Below are 13,348 nucleotides of genomic sequence, written 5' to 3'. Positions count from 1 at the left end.
CAATTCTCGTGCGCACTCGCGTTAATTGCTGGGAGCGATTGCGGGCTGCTCGTGGGTATTGCTGCTGTTTGGCACTGCTCTATCGTGAACAGGTGACTGTCGGTGAAATGGGGACGTGCCTGGTCGGCATGCTCCAATCAAAACGCGTGCATGTTACGCGCGGTAATTCGAGTGCAGAGCAACCGGAGGTTCGGGTTTGCAAGTTGTGGCGTAGTGTGTTTTCCGGGTTGAGCGAAAGACGCGAGCTAACGCACAACGCGTCCTGACGCTGAGCCTCCCATGAGTGACTCTACTTCAGCGCGGGTGGAGTAGTTGAAGTCGCCCTTGATCGAATGTTTCAAGCAGGATGCGGCGACGGCGTATTTGACTGCTGTTTGTGGCTCGCTCAGTTCTGCGGTGATGAGGGAAAAGATCAGCCCTCCTGCGAACGCGTCGCCACCCCCGACTCGGTCGACGATGTTTTTGATTTCGTAAGGCTGATAGTTACCAGCGTGGTCCACCGGAGCGAATGCCGGTTGGTCCGATGCCGCGTCAAACAGCATCGCGCCCCAGTTATTGTGCGTTGCCGAGAGGCTTTCGCGAAGCGTGATGGCAACTTTGCTGATGTTGGGAAACATCTTGATGACTTGGCGGGCCACGTCAGGGTAACGCGACGTGTCCAAGGATCCGGAATGCACATCAGTGTCGCCGGCTTGGATGCCGAGAACGTCATGGCAGTCTTCTTCGTTCGCGATGACAACGTCGACATAAGGCAAAACGCTCTTCATCGTTTCTTGAGCGAGTTCGCGCGACGATTTCGGTGTCGCCCATTTCCATAGCTTGCCTCGAAAGTTGAGATCGATTGAGACTGTGGCACCCGCTTGTTTGGCTTCTTTCGCGGCAACGAGCGTGGCATTGGCTGAATTTTTTGAAAGTGCCGGTGTGATGCCGCTGAGATGGAGCCACTGAGCATCGTGAAAAATTGTGTTCCAGTCGTATTGATCGGCGGGTGTGATGGCGATCGCGGAGTCGGCGCGATCGTAGATCACATTGCTAGGGCGTTGATTGGCACCGGTTTCGAGAAAGTAGAGGCCGAGGCGTCCGTTGTCGGTCCGCAGGACATAACGGGTGTCGATACCGACGGCGCGAACGGCGTCCATTGTTGCGTCAGCCAATGCGTGTTTGGGCAACGCGGTCACATAGCGTGCTGAACCACCGAAGTTGCAAATCGATGCCGCCACGCTGGCTTCAGCACCGGCGTACGTCACCTCGAGTTCGCGGGTTTGTCGGAGTCGAAGGTTATCCGGAGCGGCGAGTCGTCCCATGATTTCGCCAAAGGTCACGACCGTATTCATTGGCTCATTCCACATGATTGTCGAGTTTGATGGGGAGATGCAATCACCGACGGAAGCATCCGATTGATGGTTTCGTTATTGAAGAACAGGCGGGACGTTCGTGAACGTGAGCGGAAACGATGCGGATTGCAATCGAACGTTGCCGCACGAAATTTCCTGAACGCTATTTCGTGCGCTTGAATACTGCGGCAGCACGTTCGGTGATGCCGGACCAATCTTTGCGATCGACTAATTCCTTTTGCACGATCCAGGATCCGCCGACGGCCGGAACGTTGGGTTCCCGGAGATAGCTCGACATATTGTCGGCGTTGATTCCACCGAGAGGAAAGTACTCGATGCCTAAATGTTGATAGGGGGCCGCCATGCTGCGAAGGTACGTGATTCCTCCGGCCGGTTCGGCCGGGAAGAATTTGACGAATCGACAACCCAGCTCGATCGCGGCTTCGAGGTCCGATGGTGTGGCGATGCCGGGTGCGAAGGGAAGGCCTGCCTCTTGTGCGGCGCGGACGACACGGGGATTCATTCCCGGAGCAACGCCGAAATCGGCGCCCACTGCTTTGACTTCGATAGCGGTCTCCGGCGTCAAAATGGTGCCAACGCCCACTAGCATGTTGGGAACGTTTTCACAGATCGCTTTGACCGACTCGAGTCCCGCGGGCGTTCGCAGTGTCAGTTCGATGGCGTCGATGCCGCCAGCGAGGAGTGCTTTGGCCAGCGGGATTGCGTGCGCGACATTATCTACCGAGAAACCCGCGACGACGCCTGACTTTCTTAGTCGGTCTAAAATTTCGGTCGGGAAGTTCATGAGGAGTGCGGGATGCCGATATGCGGTGATTGTGTTGAACCGGATCGATTCGGTAGGGGCGTCATTACGGACCAACGAGGACAGAAACCCGTTTGAGCGTGAGGTATTCTTGCAAGCTGTAGCGGGAGCAGTCTTTGCCCACGCCGCTTTGTTTCAACCCGCCGTGAGGCAGGTGCACGGCGTAGTGGACTTCGTTGACGCAAACGCTGCCCGCTTCGATCTCGGCGGCTGCTCGGAGCCCTCGGGTGATGTTCGTCGTGTACACGTAAGCGGCTAATCCATATTCGGTATCGTTGGCTAATGCGATTTCGTCGTCATCGTCAGTGAAGGGGATGACGGGCAGGATCGGGCCGAAAATTTCGTCGCATGACAGTGCCATGTCTCGGCTGACATCGCGAAGGATGGTCGGTTCAATGAAAAAGCCTTCCATGGCTGGGTCGGGAGCCTTGCCCCCACAAACGATCGAGGCCCCTTTTTCCTGTGCGGCTGAAATCAATGACAACATTCGGTCACGTGCTTGAGAAGTGAGCACTGGCCCCATTCGTCGTCCGTCACCTCGTCCGGCGCCGAGGGTGATGCCCGACGCGCGAGCGGCCGCGGCGGACAAGAATTCCTCATACACGGATTCGTGGACGAAGCAGCGATTGGGGGAAACGCAGACTTGACCCGAATTAGCGAATTTCAGATCGACAATGCTGTGAGCCGCGGCCTCGATGTCGGCATCGTCGTAAACGAGCACGGGGGCGTTTCCGCCTAACTCGACGGAGAAATGTTTGACGTTCGTGCAGGCCGACTTCATCGCGCCGACACCTGCTCGCGTCGATCCGATCATCGTGAACATCGAAGGAATGCCGCTCTCGAGCAGCGGGGCCGTGACGTCATAATCGGTGCCGCTGAAAATGTTAATGACGCCATCGGGTACGCCTGCATCAATCAGCAATTCTGCACATCGGAGCGTCGCCAGCGGGGTGACCTGAGATGGTTTGATGATCGCGGTGCATCCGGATGCCAATACCGGTCCGAGTTTGTATCCGAGGTTCAGCAGCGGGAAGTTCCACGCGAGATATCCCACCACCACTCCCAGAGGCTGACGTAGGGTGTAGTTCAAAAAACGACCATCGGGGTCAGGAATCACCTGTTGGTCAATGCGAGCGGCTTCATCACAGAAAAAACGAAGGCATGTCGTCAGCATTCCAAAGTCGTATTCGGCATTGTCGTACGGTTTGCCGGTTTCTGTGATCAGCAGTCCGATGATTTCTTCGCGATTGCGTTCGAGCAGTTGGCGGTATTTTTCAATGATCGGTTGTCGCTGAGACAGCGGCATCCGGGACCAGATTTGAAAGGCGTCGTGCGCCGAAGTTAGTGCCAGTTGGATCGATGCATCGTCCACCTCGGGGACTTCCGCGACGACTTTGCCGGTAGCCGGATTGGTTACCGGGAATGTTTTGTCCGTGTGAATCAACTTGCCATTGATCAACATCGAAAAACGATGGTTCAGCATCCCTTCAAGCCTTGATTTCGGTTTGGTTCACGACGAAAGACTGCATCTTTTCTTCATTCACAATCACGCCGAGTCCCGGTCCCGTTGGGACTTGGGCGATGCCATCGCGAACGACCACGGGAACTTCAAAAAGTTCATCACGAAGTGCGTTGGGGGTGCGATCGTATTCAAGCAGTGGCGACGGAGTTTCTTTTCGACCGGGTTCGCGATATCCCGATGCAATGAAGTGAGTCGCTGATGCTAGGTTGAGCATGGTACCCCAGCAATGCGGCACCACGTTGATCCCCATCGAGGAGGCTAGATTGCGGATCTTCAATGCTTCGGAAGGACCGCCGCAATAGGCAAGGTCGGGTTGCGCGATTTGTACGCCGCCGGTCGATAACATTCGTTGGAAGCCATATCGCGTTTGTTCGCATTCGCCGGTCGCGATGGGAATGTCAAGTTTGTCTTGGAGTTGTCGAAACTGTCCTTCGAATTCAGGTGACAGCGGTTCTTCGAACCAACTGAAGTCATTCTCTTCGAGAATACGTCCGATTTGAATCGCTTCGGGTAGATCGAACGCGTGATTCGAATCGGCCATCATGGTCATGTTCGGTAATGCATCTCGGAGGGCTTCGATTTGTTTTGCGTCGAAGGCCAGGTTCTTGCCCACCTTGATCTTGAGTGCTTGGAAACCTTGTTGTTGGTAACTCGATGCCTCCGCGACGATTGACGAAATTAGGTCTGCTTCGGGCATCTCTTTAAAGTACATGCCGGTGGCATAGCAGGGAATCTCGTCGGCGTATCGACCACCCATCAGATCGGAAACCGACTGTCCAAGCGCCTTTCCACGGAGATCCCAAAGAGCCATGTCGATTCCCGACATCGCACCCATCATCACTCCGCCGCGTGCGAAGTCGAGCGAGGAACGCCACATCAAATGCCATAAGACATCCGTTGCTAAGGCGTTTTGATTAAGCAGTCTCGGCGCATAGAAACTGTTGATCGCGGATTGATAAATTTCTGACGGCCCATAGCACTCGCCCCAACCGGTCGTACCATCCTCGGCAACAATCTCAACCCACAAAGTGTTTCGCGTGTCGTAATACCATTGTGAAAAACCGAATGGCACATCGAGGTGGTCACGCAGGTGGTGTGTTCGGATGCATTGGATCTTCATGCCAGACGAGCCGATTTGATTTGAGTTTTCGCTCGTGGTTGCGCGAGGCGAGATAACTCGACTGGGTGCTGATGACATCGAAACTGGCGAGGTCGTGGGGCACCAATCCTGATTATCCATGTCTTCAATCATTTGTTTGCGAGGATGTCTCTTGTCGTCCACAGCGTCTGCCGATGCACTCCCCGTGTCAAAACAAAAAACGTTGTCTTGTTGAGTCTGGGGCGTCGCAGTCCCGCATTTACAACGGATCCTTGTCGCCTTTTGAATCACTCTCGTTGCACCGTGGGCGAACGCTTGCGGTGAATGTGGTATTGTAATACAAATAGACTTTGGCAATCAAGTGGTGTGAGGAAAAATGTCTCGAACTCGTCATAATCTTTGTGAGCAGGTCGTGCACGATCTCGGTGTTCGTATCGTGTCAGGCGGAATCGAGCCGGGCGATGCGATTCCGCAGGAATGGATGTTGTGCGAACAGATGGGCGTCAGTCGCACGGTGATTCGGGAGGCGATCAAATCGCTCGCGGCGAAAGGGTTGATCGAGTCGCGTGCGAAGCGCGGGACGATTGTGCGTCCGTCGTGTGTTTGGAATCACCTCGATCAAGACGTGATCGCTTGGCGTGCTCGCTCGGACGAGAGTGGTCAGAATCTCATTTGTTTGACTGAATTTCGCCAAGCCGTTGAACCGAAGGCGGCCGCTATGGCTGCCGAGCGCGCGTCGACGCCTGAGTTGGATCGGATCCGTGAGGCATGGGAAGAGATGGATCGAACGGCTGGCAATGACGTTGAGGCGTTTCTCGCCGCGGATATTCGGTTCCATACCGAGATCATGCAAGCGACCTGCAATCCATTTTTTTCACCCGTCGCGAACGTGATTGGTGCGTCGCTCGAGTCCAGCCTGCGGGTCACCAATTGCCTGCCGCCTGACAACATTCCATCGGTACCACTGCATGAAAAAGTGTTGCGGGCGATCGTTGAACACCGGCCAATGGCAGCCCACGACGCGATGCTGTCGATGCTAATGGACGCTGCGAAACGGATTGAAAGAGCGATCCAAAAAACGTCAGATGCCAGTCCAAAATAGCGGCTGTACCGTGCCAGATGGATGAACCCTTGCGAGCAGAATGCGCCGCCTGTCCGGCCAAACTGCCTCGCCGAATCTGCTCCCCCCAAACGCGATCTTGAAGATCCAGTTCAGCCGTATTGAGTAGGAACTGAGTGAGATTTGAGCAGTGGTCTACCCACCTGTCTCGTGAAAACGCAGAATTGTGCGGCGGATGAGGCGAGGTTGGTAGCAAACTGAATGTGGCAAATTGTTCGGTTGATGGGACGTAGTCGATCGGATTCGCTGCCGATCGCAAAATTGCGGGACCGGATTGTGCTAGGCGAGTTCTTGCCTCACCACAAAACCACGCGAAAATGCAACGATCGATTAGGAAACCGCTGTTCATCTTATCTTGGCAGCAGAAGAACCTCTGAGTGAAGTCAATAGACTTTGTTGGGCGAGGAGTCTACGATAGCTCGTGTTTTCCTGCAGATTCGGTGTGGAGTCATTCCCCCCGATTGTCCGTAAGGCGACGTTGTGCCGTTTTTTCGCGCAAAACAACAAAAATGCGTATTCGTTGCGCGTTATTGTCGGCGTATCTCGGTAATCTCTGTATCTGTTGGAGGAAGTTCGAATCATACTGATACGCTTCGCAGGCCCTCTTTTAATTGTCATCCAAGCATCGGTATTGATTGCCTAAACTACATGGAAAACATGCGTTCTCGTCGAAATCTTTGTGGCCAAGTCGTTCACGATCTGGGATGTCAGATTTTGGCGGGAGATGTGAAGCCAGGCGACCCGTTACCCCAGGAAGCTGTGCTTTGTGACAAGATGGGCGTCAGCCGAACGGTCATTCGCGAAGCTATCAAATCGCTGGCGGCGAAGGGCTTGGTTGACTCCAGGGCCAAGCGTGGCACGATTGTGCTACCAGCGAGGTCGTGGAACTATCTCGATCCGGAAGTTCTTGATTGGCAGTCGCGGGCAGATACCGGTGATTCGCAACTGTTTTTTCTGACGGAGTTTCGGCAGACGATCGAACCAGCGGCCGCGGCGCTTGCTGCGGAGCGGGCGAGCGACGAACAGTTGCAGGCCATCCGAGAAGCGTTCGAACAGATGGAAGAGAATACTGACAAGCTTGATGAATTCCTGAAGGCTGATCTCCAATTTCATACTGAGATCTTGCACGCGACGGGGAATTTGTTTTTCTCGCCGGTCGCGAACGTGATTCACGTTTCGCTAGCATCGAGTTTGCGAGTCACCAACCGTCAGGCGTCCGACAATCGCACGTCCATTCCGCCGCACCGTAACGTGCTCGATGCGATTTGCGCTCGCGATCCTGAGGCGGCCCGCGAAGCGATGCGGTTGTTGCTCAAGGATGCGAACGAACGGATTCAAAAGGCGACTCAGGTTTCTTAACCAGGTTGTCTGCCGGATTGATCCGCGAGCTGAACGACTCCGTTAGTTGAGACTCGCAACACGGTCTGCCGGTCACTGCGTCAGAGGCGCCCGCGAATTAACGAGGCGTTCAGAGAGCCCACCGGCATGATTGAGTTGGATTGTACCGGTTAGGTTGGTTTTGACGTGTTCGTCGGCGAAGTGAATGATCTTTTCGTTCTCGCAGGCCGCCTGAATTGGGAACACGAACTATTTTGGGTCACATGAAACGTGTCACCCTCCTCCCATTGTTCGCATGCGTCTGTGCCGTGTTCGCAGGCAGTGTTTTCGAATCGGTGTCTGCCGATTGGTTGACTTTGCCGAGCCGTTTCACGCATGACGTTCTTACCGGTGAACGTGTGGCGCAGTTCGCGCCGGTGGAGCCCCCTTCGACGGCAGTCATGCCGCCTCTGAGAACGAGCGGTTACACGCACTACCGTAGTTCGCTGGCATACGGTCAATCGGCCGACAACTACCACCAGGTCGAGCAATGGGGAGATCCCGTGCGTCCCTATGGTGAGTGGCGTTTTCCATACCGACCTTACAGCACGCCCTATCCGAACTGGGGTGCACCGTATGCGGGTTTGAGTTTCAACAACATCTACCCCGGCTTCGGCCAAGGTTATGGTGGCGGGATCGCTCCGGTAGGTCCAGGAGGCGGCGGAAACCCTGGCAATCCTGGCAACGGCGGTGGAGCCGGGAACCCGTATGGTCCGCAGCGGCCAGGGCAGCAGTGGCGTCGCCCGAATCCGGCGGCGGGAACCGACGGTTTTGCACCCTATCCCTCTGGGCGGGGCACACCGTATCCGGTCGCTCCTTACTATGACGGCTACCATCCGAATTATCGCGATTAACAAGGCGATTGAGGCGGTTTAGTAGTGCGGCGGTTTCTCGTCTTCGAGCGATCCGCCGCCATCATCGAGTTTGTTCTTGAAGTCTTTGACTTGGTCCATCAATCGCTGCAACATGCGATCACGCGTTTGGGCGTCGAGCGATAGTTTCGTGACGACTTCGTTGAGTTGGTCACAGGTTCGCTGAGTGTGTGCGAGCTGGATTTCGAGTTGCGTGATGCGCTCGTTGAGGGTGTCCGACATAGAACGATGCGGGCAGGGGGACGAAGGGTTGCGAGACAGGCCCGGGGGCTGGATTGAGGTCTGAATCTGGACGCCTAAATCCGGATGCCTCAATCCGGATGAAGGTCCGGTACAAACTCCATCGTCGTGTTCACGACGGAGGATCGCTTCGTTTTAGAGCAACGGAGGCGTGGCGCCGATGGCCGGAGACGTCTGGGAGCTGGGGATGCGGAGCCAGTCGGTGATCAACACCCTTTGGACGAGAGGTTCATCGAGATTTTGCAGGACGACGTCCATTAACCGCTCGCGAATCTCTTTCTGAGCGGGGTCCGCCAACCAGGCCGGTTCGACTTGACGGAGCATTTGTTCGGCCGACTCGATGATTTCCATTCTGGTTTGAGTCAGTCGCTGTTCACCACGGAAATGGCGTGTCGGATCGACAACCGCATGAAGTACCAACTGGTAAACCATGTCGGGCTCGTTCACGTTCTGGAACCGCAATCGACCGATTTCAACGGCGGAACTTTCGAGATTGCTCAGCCGGGCAACGCGGCTGCGCACGTATCCGATCACGGCTGCGTGAATCGCAACCATGAGTAGGATCAGAGCAGGAGCCCAAAAGCGTCGGAGCAAAGCCACGAGGTGAACCGTTTGAAAAAGGAGAAAGCGGAGTGGCCGGAGTCAAAAGAGAGTCCGGAAGTCAATCGCTCAATGAATAGGTTGCGATTTGCACCCATGCAAATGGAATGCGTACTCCCGCGGTCCGGTTGTAACGATTGGCATTCACGGTCTCAAACGACGGGCCGGTTTTTCCGACAATGTCAGTGATGCCATCTTTGTTGGACGCAATCTCATTGCCGGTGCTGATGCTCGAGTCGACATGAATTTAACGGACAGTCCGAAGATCGCACGCGGTTCGTCGCCGGTTGAATGGACGCGTCGATGGCTCATATCGATGGCTCCTGTCATGGGATGGACACTCGTTGGTGTGTTGATGGCGTTTGGTAATTCCGTTTGCGCTCAGGACGGCAGCGTGACCCTGTCTGATCAATTGATGGTCGGCGAGGTAGCAGGTGCGCTCGATACAGGTTTAGCTGATTCGGATCGCGAATCGGTCGCCGCGGAACTCGCTGACTTACAGCGTCAGATTGATGAGTTGTGGTCGCAGCGATTTGTTGATGAGTCGGCCATGCAACAACCTGAGGACGCGATCCAACCCGTCGCGATCGCGGCACCGGCGCAAGCCACGACCGACAAACCGAAGTATCCCACGGTGCGGTTGTCGGGTTTGTTGCAAACTGACGCGGCATGGTTCAGTCAAGATGCGGCCAACCGTGATTTGGTCGGTGACGTGCAGGATGGGGCTGATTTCCGGCGGACGCGTTTGTCGGCGGTGGGAAAGGCGTGGGACAATGTCGGGTTCTGCATCGACATGGATTTCGGTTTTGGGGGCCGGCCCAGTTTCGCCGATGTGCGATTGGATGTTGAAGATGTGATCGGACGTTGCGATTTACGTGTCGGTTTTTTCCGACAACCGATCGGCATGGACGTGATGACGAGCGCACGCGAGATGACATTTCTCGAACGAGGATTGCCTGCCACGTTTTTGCCGTTTCGGCAAACCGGAGTGATGCTGTCGGGGGCGCGTGAAGACGAACTCGCGGCATGGGCGTTGTCGGCGTATCGGTTCCCGTCGGACTTTTATGGAGGCAACGTCGGTGACAACGGCGGCTATGCGTTGGCGACTCGGGCGACCGCAGTGGTATTGAGTCAAGATGACGGACGGGGGCTCGTTCATATCGGAGGTGCTTACAGCCTGATCGATCCCGCAAATGATGTGCTCCAATATCGGAGCACGCCGGAGGTCTTCATAGGTGAGACCGGCGGGGGTGTACCGGTGGGCGTGCCGAATAACCTGCCGCCGTTTGTTGATACCGGTTTGATTGCGACGGAGCACACGCAATTGTTTGGCGCCGAGTTGGCAATGGTATGCGGTTCACTCTACGCGCAGTCCGAAGCGATCTACAGTGTCGTTGATCAAACGGATGGGCCAACGTTGTTCTTGCCGGGCGCCTACGTCCACGCCGGATACTTTTTGACCGGCGAGACGCGAGTCTACAACGGCAAGGGCGGCGTTTTTGGTCGTGTGATCCCTAAACAAAGCGTCGGAAAAGATGGGGGCATCGGTGCTTGGGAAATTGCCGCACGCTGTTCCTATATCGATTTGAGCGACGAGAACATTACGGGTGGTCGGATGAGCAATTTCACCGCCGGGCTGAATTGGTATCTCAACCCTCGAACCAAATTCCAACTCAACTACATTCACGCCAATGTTTGGCGTGAGGGAGAGAGCGAGGCGGGCATCTTTGCTACACGTGCGCAGATTGATTTTTAACGACTGGCGTAGACGTCCGATCGCGTTCGCCTGAACTCACCATCGATATGATTTTGGAAAATCGCACCGACGGCGAGTGGCTGGGCGAACGCGTCGAGCGTCGACTGAGAGAGCTGGTGTTGCTACTCATCATCGTCGTCGGCAACGGCTTCGGTCTTTCCGGCTTTGAGTCGCAGGAAGGCGTCGAAGAACCCCTGCAGTTCACTCCCGTTGAGGACGCTTTCGAAGTTGCCGACGTAGTGCCCGGTTCGAGAGTCTTTGACTCGCTGGTCGGGGTGCAAGAAGTAGTTTCGGATTTGGCTTCCGAATCCGGTCTTGGCCTGCGTCGCATATTTTGACGCGTCTTCGGCTTCGCGTTTTTCCTCTTCGATTCGTGCCATTTTCGCTCGCAGCATCTTCCACGCCGTGTCACGGTTCTGGTGTTGGCTGCGTTCGTTCTGGCACTGCACGACGGTGTTTGTCGGGATGTGCGTCAACCGAACCGCACTGTCGGTTTTGTTGACGTGTTGCCCACCGGCACCACCGGCGCGGTAGGTGTCTTCGCGAACATCCTTTTTCTCGATGTCGATCTTGATCGAATCGTCAATTTCGGGGGACACGTTCACCGCCGCGAAGCTGGTCTGGCGTTTCCCTTCGCTGTTGAAAGGACTGATCCGAACGAGTCGGTGCATCCCTTGTTCGCCTTTGAGATACCCGTAGGCCATCGGTCCACGGACGGCGATCGAGGCGTTGTTGATGCCTGCTTCTTCGTTCTCTTGTCGGTCGAGGAGTTCGATCTTGAAACCCTGTCCGACCGCCCAAGCGGAATACATCCGCAGCATCATGTCGGCCCAGTCGTTGGCATCGGTTCCGCCGTCGCGTGCGTTGATCGTGACGATCGCGCCGGCCGAATCGTGAGGCCCGTTGAGGAGGGCTTTCAATTCCAAATCGTCGAGGACTTCCTCGAGTCGTTCGATTTCGGTACGTACCTCTTGTTCGATCGATTCGTCTTCCTCAGCCATTTCAAAAAGGGCGTCGAGGTCACCCGCCGATTCGGTGAGGTCGTCGAGGGGACCGACAATCCCTTTGAGGGTTTTTAGCTGCATGACGACTTTTTGAGCCGTTTCGCTGTTGTCCCAAAAATCGGGGGCCGACATTTTGGCTTCGATTGCCTTGATTTTGTCGTTCTTGGCAGCGTGGTCAAAGAGAGTCCTGTAGTTGGATCAGGCGAGCACGGATCGATTTACTGCGGGTGGTTAGTTCAGCGTCCATGACGGATTGGACTCCATAGGTATGATAAGGGAAGTAATCTTTTGTAGCTCAGTGCTTTTTTACCAAGTTGTTTATACATGTCACGTGTCGTTCTCGCGATGAGTGGTGGAGTTGATTCCAGCGTCGCGGCCCACCTGCTTACCCAAGCTGGTCATGAGGTGATCGGTGTCTTCATGCGGCACGGAGAGGCGTCTGCTTCGGCGTGTCGGATTCAAACCGATGACGCGGCGGACCCGAATCCGTTGGGGCTGCCCGTCTTGGGAGGAGTTTCGACGTCGGCCTCGCAGGGAAAACGGGCTGACCACAAACAGGGGTGTTGCAGCGCGACCGATGCGGCCGACGCACGCCGCGTGGCGATGTCGATGGACATTCCCTTCTATTCGCTCGATTTGCAGGAAGACTTTCGCAAAATCGTGGACTATTTCGTCGACGACTATCTGAACGCTCGGACACCGAACCCGTGTGTGAAGTGCAACCACTGGATCAAATTTGGCAAACTGTTTGACTACGCAGACGGTGTCGATGCGGATTACGTCGCGACCGGGCATTATGCTCGAATGAGCGAAAATTCGGAGGGACGGCAACTCCGCCGCGGGCTCGATGATTCGAAGGATCAGTCCTACGCGTTGTTCGGGATCGGTCACGAGCGGTTGTCGCGAATGATGCTGCCGGTGGGCGACTTCGAAAAGTCTCAAATCCGCGAAATTGCCGCTTCTCTCGGCCTAGGTGTCTCGGAAAAGAAAGATAGCCAGGAGATTTGTTTTGTGACGGAGGGGCACCACAGTGATTTCGTGAAATCGCGGCGTCCCGAGATGGTCGGTGCCACGGCGGGAGAAATCGTGACGATCGATGGTCGCGTGGTTGGCAAACATGACGGATTTGAAGCGTACACCGTCGGCCAGAGGAAAGGACTCGGGGTGGCGCTCGGCAAGCCACAGTTTGTCGTCCGGATCGAGCCCGACACGCGGCGGGTCGTGCTCGGAGACGCGGCCGATTTGTTGGCTCCGGGACTCGAGGCTGACCAAGCGAACTGGCTGATCGATCCGAGTGATTTGCCGGAACACGTTAGTGTTCAGATTCGCTACAACGGCCGCCCTCATGCGGCCCACGTCCGGTTTGATGCTGCCGATGCGAGTCGTTTCGCGGTGAGATTTGCCGAGCCACAGAAAGCGGTCGCCCCAGGACAAGCCGCCGTCGTTTACGATGGAGATCGCGTGTTGGGTGGGGGATGGATCGTTCGCCCCACGGTCGACTGATCTCAAAACTCGCTCCGAATCGTTTGGCGTGGTCGTCTTTCATGGATGACGTTTCGCGATGAATGGATGTCAGAGATTGAATCCCCATTGAAGGTCCT

12 protein-coding genes are annotated in these 13,348 nt (G+C 55.7%); 5 read left to right on the top strand and 7 right to left on the bottom strand.

From position 1 onward, the window contains the following. Positions 1-245: 245 nt before the first annotated feature. The 4 genes from FHS27_RS19720 to FHS27_RS19705 all read right to left on the bottom strand — a co-directional run bounded on the left by FHS27_RS19720 (position 246) and on the right by FHS27_RS19705 (position 4,799). Positions 246-1,334 carry a sugar kinase gene (locus FHS27_RS19720; protein WP_184306582.1) on the bottom strand — a complete coding sequence of 363 codons (1,089 nt, stop codon included), beginning with the start codon at positions 1,332-1,334 and terminating at the stop codon, positions 246-248. Between the two features lie 163 nt (positions 1,335-1,497). Beyond that, the gene (locus FHS27_RS19715; protein ID WP_184306581.1) at positions 1,498-2,139 is read right to left on the bottom strand and encodes a bifunctional 4-hydroxy-2-oxoglutarate aldolase/2-dehydro-3-deoxy-phosphogluconate aldolase; all 642 of its coding nucleotides are present in this window, start codon (positions 2,137-2,139) and stop codon (positions 1,498-1,500) included. A 64-nt stretch (positions 2,140-2,203) separates the two neighbouring features. Continuing rightward, positions 2,204-3,640 (bottom strand): aldehyde dehydrogenase family protein, encoded by a 1,437-nt coding sequence (locus FHS27_RS19710; protein WP_184306580.1) that lies wholly within the window; start codon positions 3,638-3,640, stop codon positions 2,204-2,206. A 4-nt stretch (positions 3,641-3,644) separates the two neighbouring features. Further along, complete coding sequence (locus FHS27_RS19705) at positions 3,645-4,799, bottom strand: mandelate racemase/muconate lactonizing enzyme family protein (protein WP_184306579.1); 1,155 nt, start codon at positions 4,797-4,799, stop codon at positions 3,645-3,647. Between the two features lie 355 nt (positions 4,800-5,154). Between FHS27_RS19705 and FHS27_RS19700 the strand changes: the two genes are divergently transcribed. The 3 genes from FHS27_RS19700 (at position 5,155) to FHS27_RS19690 (ending at position 8,129) form a co-directional block, all read left to right on the top strand. Continuing rightward, the gene (locus tag FHS27_RS19700) at positions 5,155-5,880 is read left to right on the top strand and encodes a FadR/GntR family transcriptional regulator (protein ID WP_184306578.1); all 726 of its coding nucleotides are present in this window, start codon (positions 5,155-5,157) and stop codon (positions 5,878-5,880) included. A 675-nt stretch (positions 5,881-6,555) separates the two neighbouring features. After that, positions 6,556-7,257 carry a FadR/GntR family transcriptional regulator gene (locus FHS27_RS19695; protein ID WP_246420272.1) on the top strand — a complete coding sequence of 234 codons (702 nt, stop codon included), beginning with the start codon at positions 6,556-6,558 and terminating at the stop codon, positions 7,255-7,257. Between the two features lie 242 nt (positions 7,258-7,499). Further along, positions 7,500-8,129: a hypothetical protein gene (locus FHS27_RS19690; RefSeq protein WP_184306576.1), complete on the top strand. Its 630-nt coding sequence runs from the start codon at positions 7,500-7,502 to the stop codon at positions 8,127-8,129. An 18-nt stretch (positions 8,130-8,147) separates the two neighbouring features. Here FHS27_RS19690 and FHS27_RS19685 read toward each other — a convergent pair whose 3' ends face one another. Together FHS27_RS19685 and FHS27_RS19680 are read right to left on the bottom strand one after the other, a co-directional pair. Then, complete coding sequence (locus FHS27_RS19685; protein ID WP_184306575.1) at positions 8,148-8,369, bottom strand: SlyX family protein; 222 nt, start codon at positions 8,367-8,369, stop codon at positions 8,148-8,150. 153 nt (positions 8,370-8,522) lie between these two features. After that, the gene (locus FHS27_RS19680; protein ID WP_009104849.1) at positions 8,523-8,942 is read right to left on the bottom strand and encodes a hypothetical protein; all 420 of its coding nucleotides are present in this window, start codon (positions 8,940-8,942) and stop codon (positions 8,523-8,525) included. Positions 8,943-9,075: 133 nt separating this feature from the next. Between FHS27_RS19680 and FHS27_RS19675 the strand changes: the two genes are divergently transcribed. Beyond that, the gene (locus FHS27_RS19675; protein WP_246420270.1) at positions 9,076-10,743 is read left to right on the top strand and encodes an OprO/OprP family phosphate-selective porin; all 1,668 of its coding nucleotides are present in this window, start codon (positions 9,076-9,078) and stop codon (positions 10,741-10,743) included. Positions 10,744-10,865: 122 nt separating this feature from the next. On the opposite strand, the gene prfB is transcribed toward FHS27_RS19675, so the two are convergent. Then, positions 10,866-11,994, bottom strand: a protein-coding gene (gene prfB / locus FHS27_RS19670) for a peptide chain release factor 2 (protein ID WP_390854026.1) whose coding sequence is annotated in 2 segments (ribosomal slippage) — positions 10,866-11,924 and positions 11,926-11,994 — 1,128 coding nt in all. Because the reading frame shifts where the segments join, the coding sequence is not laid out codon by codon here. A gap of 77 nt (positions 11,995-12,071) precedes the next feature. On the opposite strand from prfB, the gene mnmA reads away from it, so the two are divergent. Then, positions 12,072-13,250: a tRNA 2-thiouridine(34) synthase MnmA gene (gene mnmA, locus FHS27_RS19665; protein ID WP_184306573.1), complete on the top strand. Its 1,179-nt coding sequence runs from the start codon at positions 12,072-12,074 to the stop codon at positions 13,248-13,250. Positions 13,251-13,348: the final 98 nt, after the last annotated feature.

Origin of the sequence: Aporhodopirellula rubra, assembly GCF_014192335.1 — a bacterium.
Classification (GTDB): Bacteria; Planctomycetota; Planctomycetia; order Pirellulales; family Pirellulaceae; genus Rhodopirellula; species Rhodopirellula rubra.
Note: the sequence above shows the minus strand (reverse complement) of the source record. Positions and strands in the feature narration are given on the sequence as shown.

Bases quoted from the DNA above. Each gene is read 5' to 3' on its own strand.
- mnmA (WP_184306573.1), top strand. From the start codon at position 12,072: ATGTCACGTGTCGTTCTCGCGATGAGTGGTGGAGTTGATTCCAGCGTC.
- FHS27_RS19720 (WP_184306582.1), bottom strand. From the start codon at position 1,334: ATGAATACGGTCGTGACCTTTGGCGAAATCATGGGACGACTCGCCGCT.
- FHS27_RS19690 (WP_184306576.1), top strand. From the start codon at position 7,500: ATGAAACGTGTCACCCTCCTCCCATTGTTCGCATGCGTCTGTGCCGTG.
- FHS27_RS19705 (WP_184306579.1), bottom strand. From the start codon at position 4,799: ATGAAGATCCAATGCATCCGAACACACCACCTGCGTGACCACCTCGAT.
- FHS27_RS19700 (WP_184306578.1), top strand. From the start codon at position 5,155: ATGTCTCGAACTCGTCATAATCTTTGTGAGCAGGTCGTGCACGATCTC.
- FHS27_RS19695 (WP_246420272.1), top strand. From the start codon at position 6,556: ATGCGTTCTCGTCGAAATCTTTGTGGCCAAGTCGTTCACGATCTGGGA.
- FHS27_RS19685 (WP_184306575.1), bottom strand. From the start codon at position 8,369: ATGTCGGACACCCTCAACGAGCGCATCACGCAACTCGAAATCCAGCTC.
- FHS27_RS19710 (WP_184306580.1), bottom strand. From the start codon at position 3,640: ATGCTGAACCATCGTTTTTCGATGTTGATCAATGGCAAGTTGATTCAC.
- FHS27_RS19680 (WP_009104849.1), bottom strand. From the start codon at position 8,942: ATGGTTGCGATTCACGCAGCCGTGATCGGATACGTGCGCAGCCGCGTT.
- FHS27_RS19715 (WP_184306581.1), bottom strand. From the start codon at position 2,139: ATGAACTTCCCGACCGAAATTTTAGACCGACTAAGAAAGTCAGGCGTC.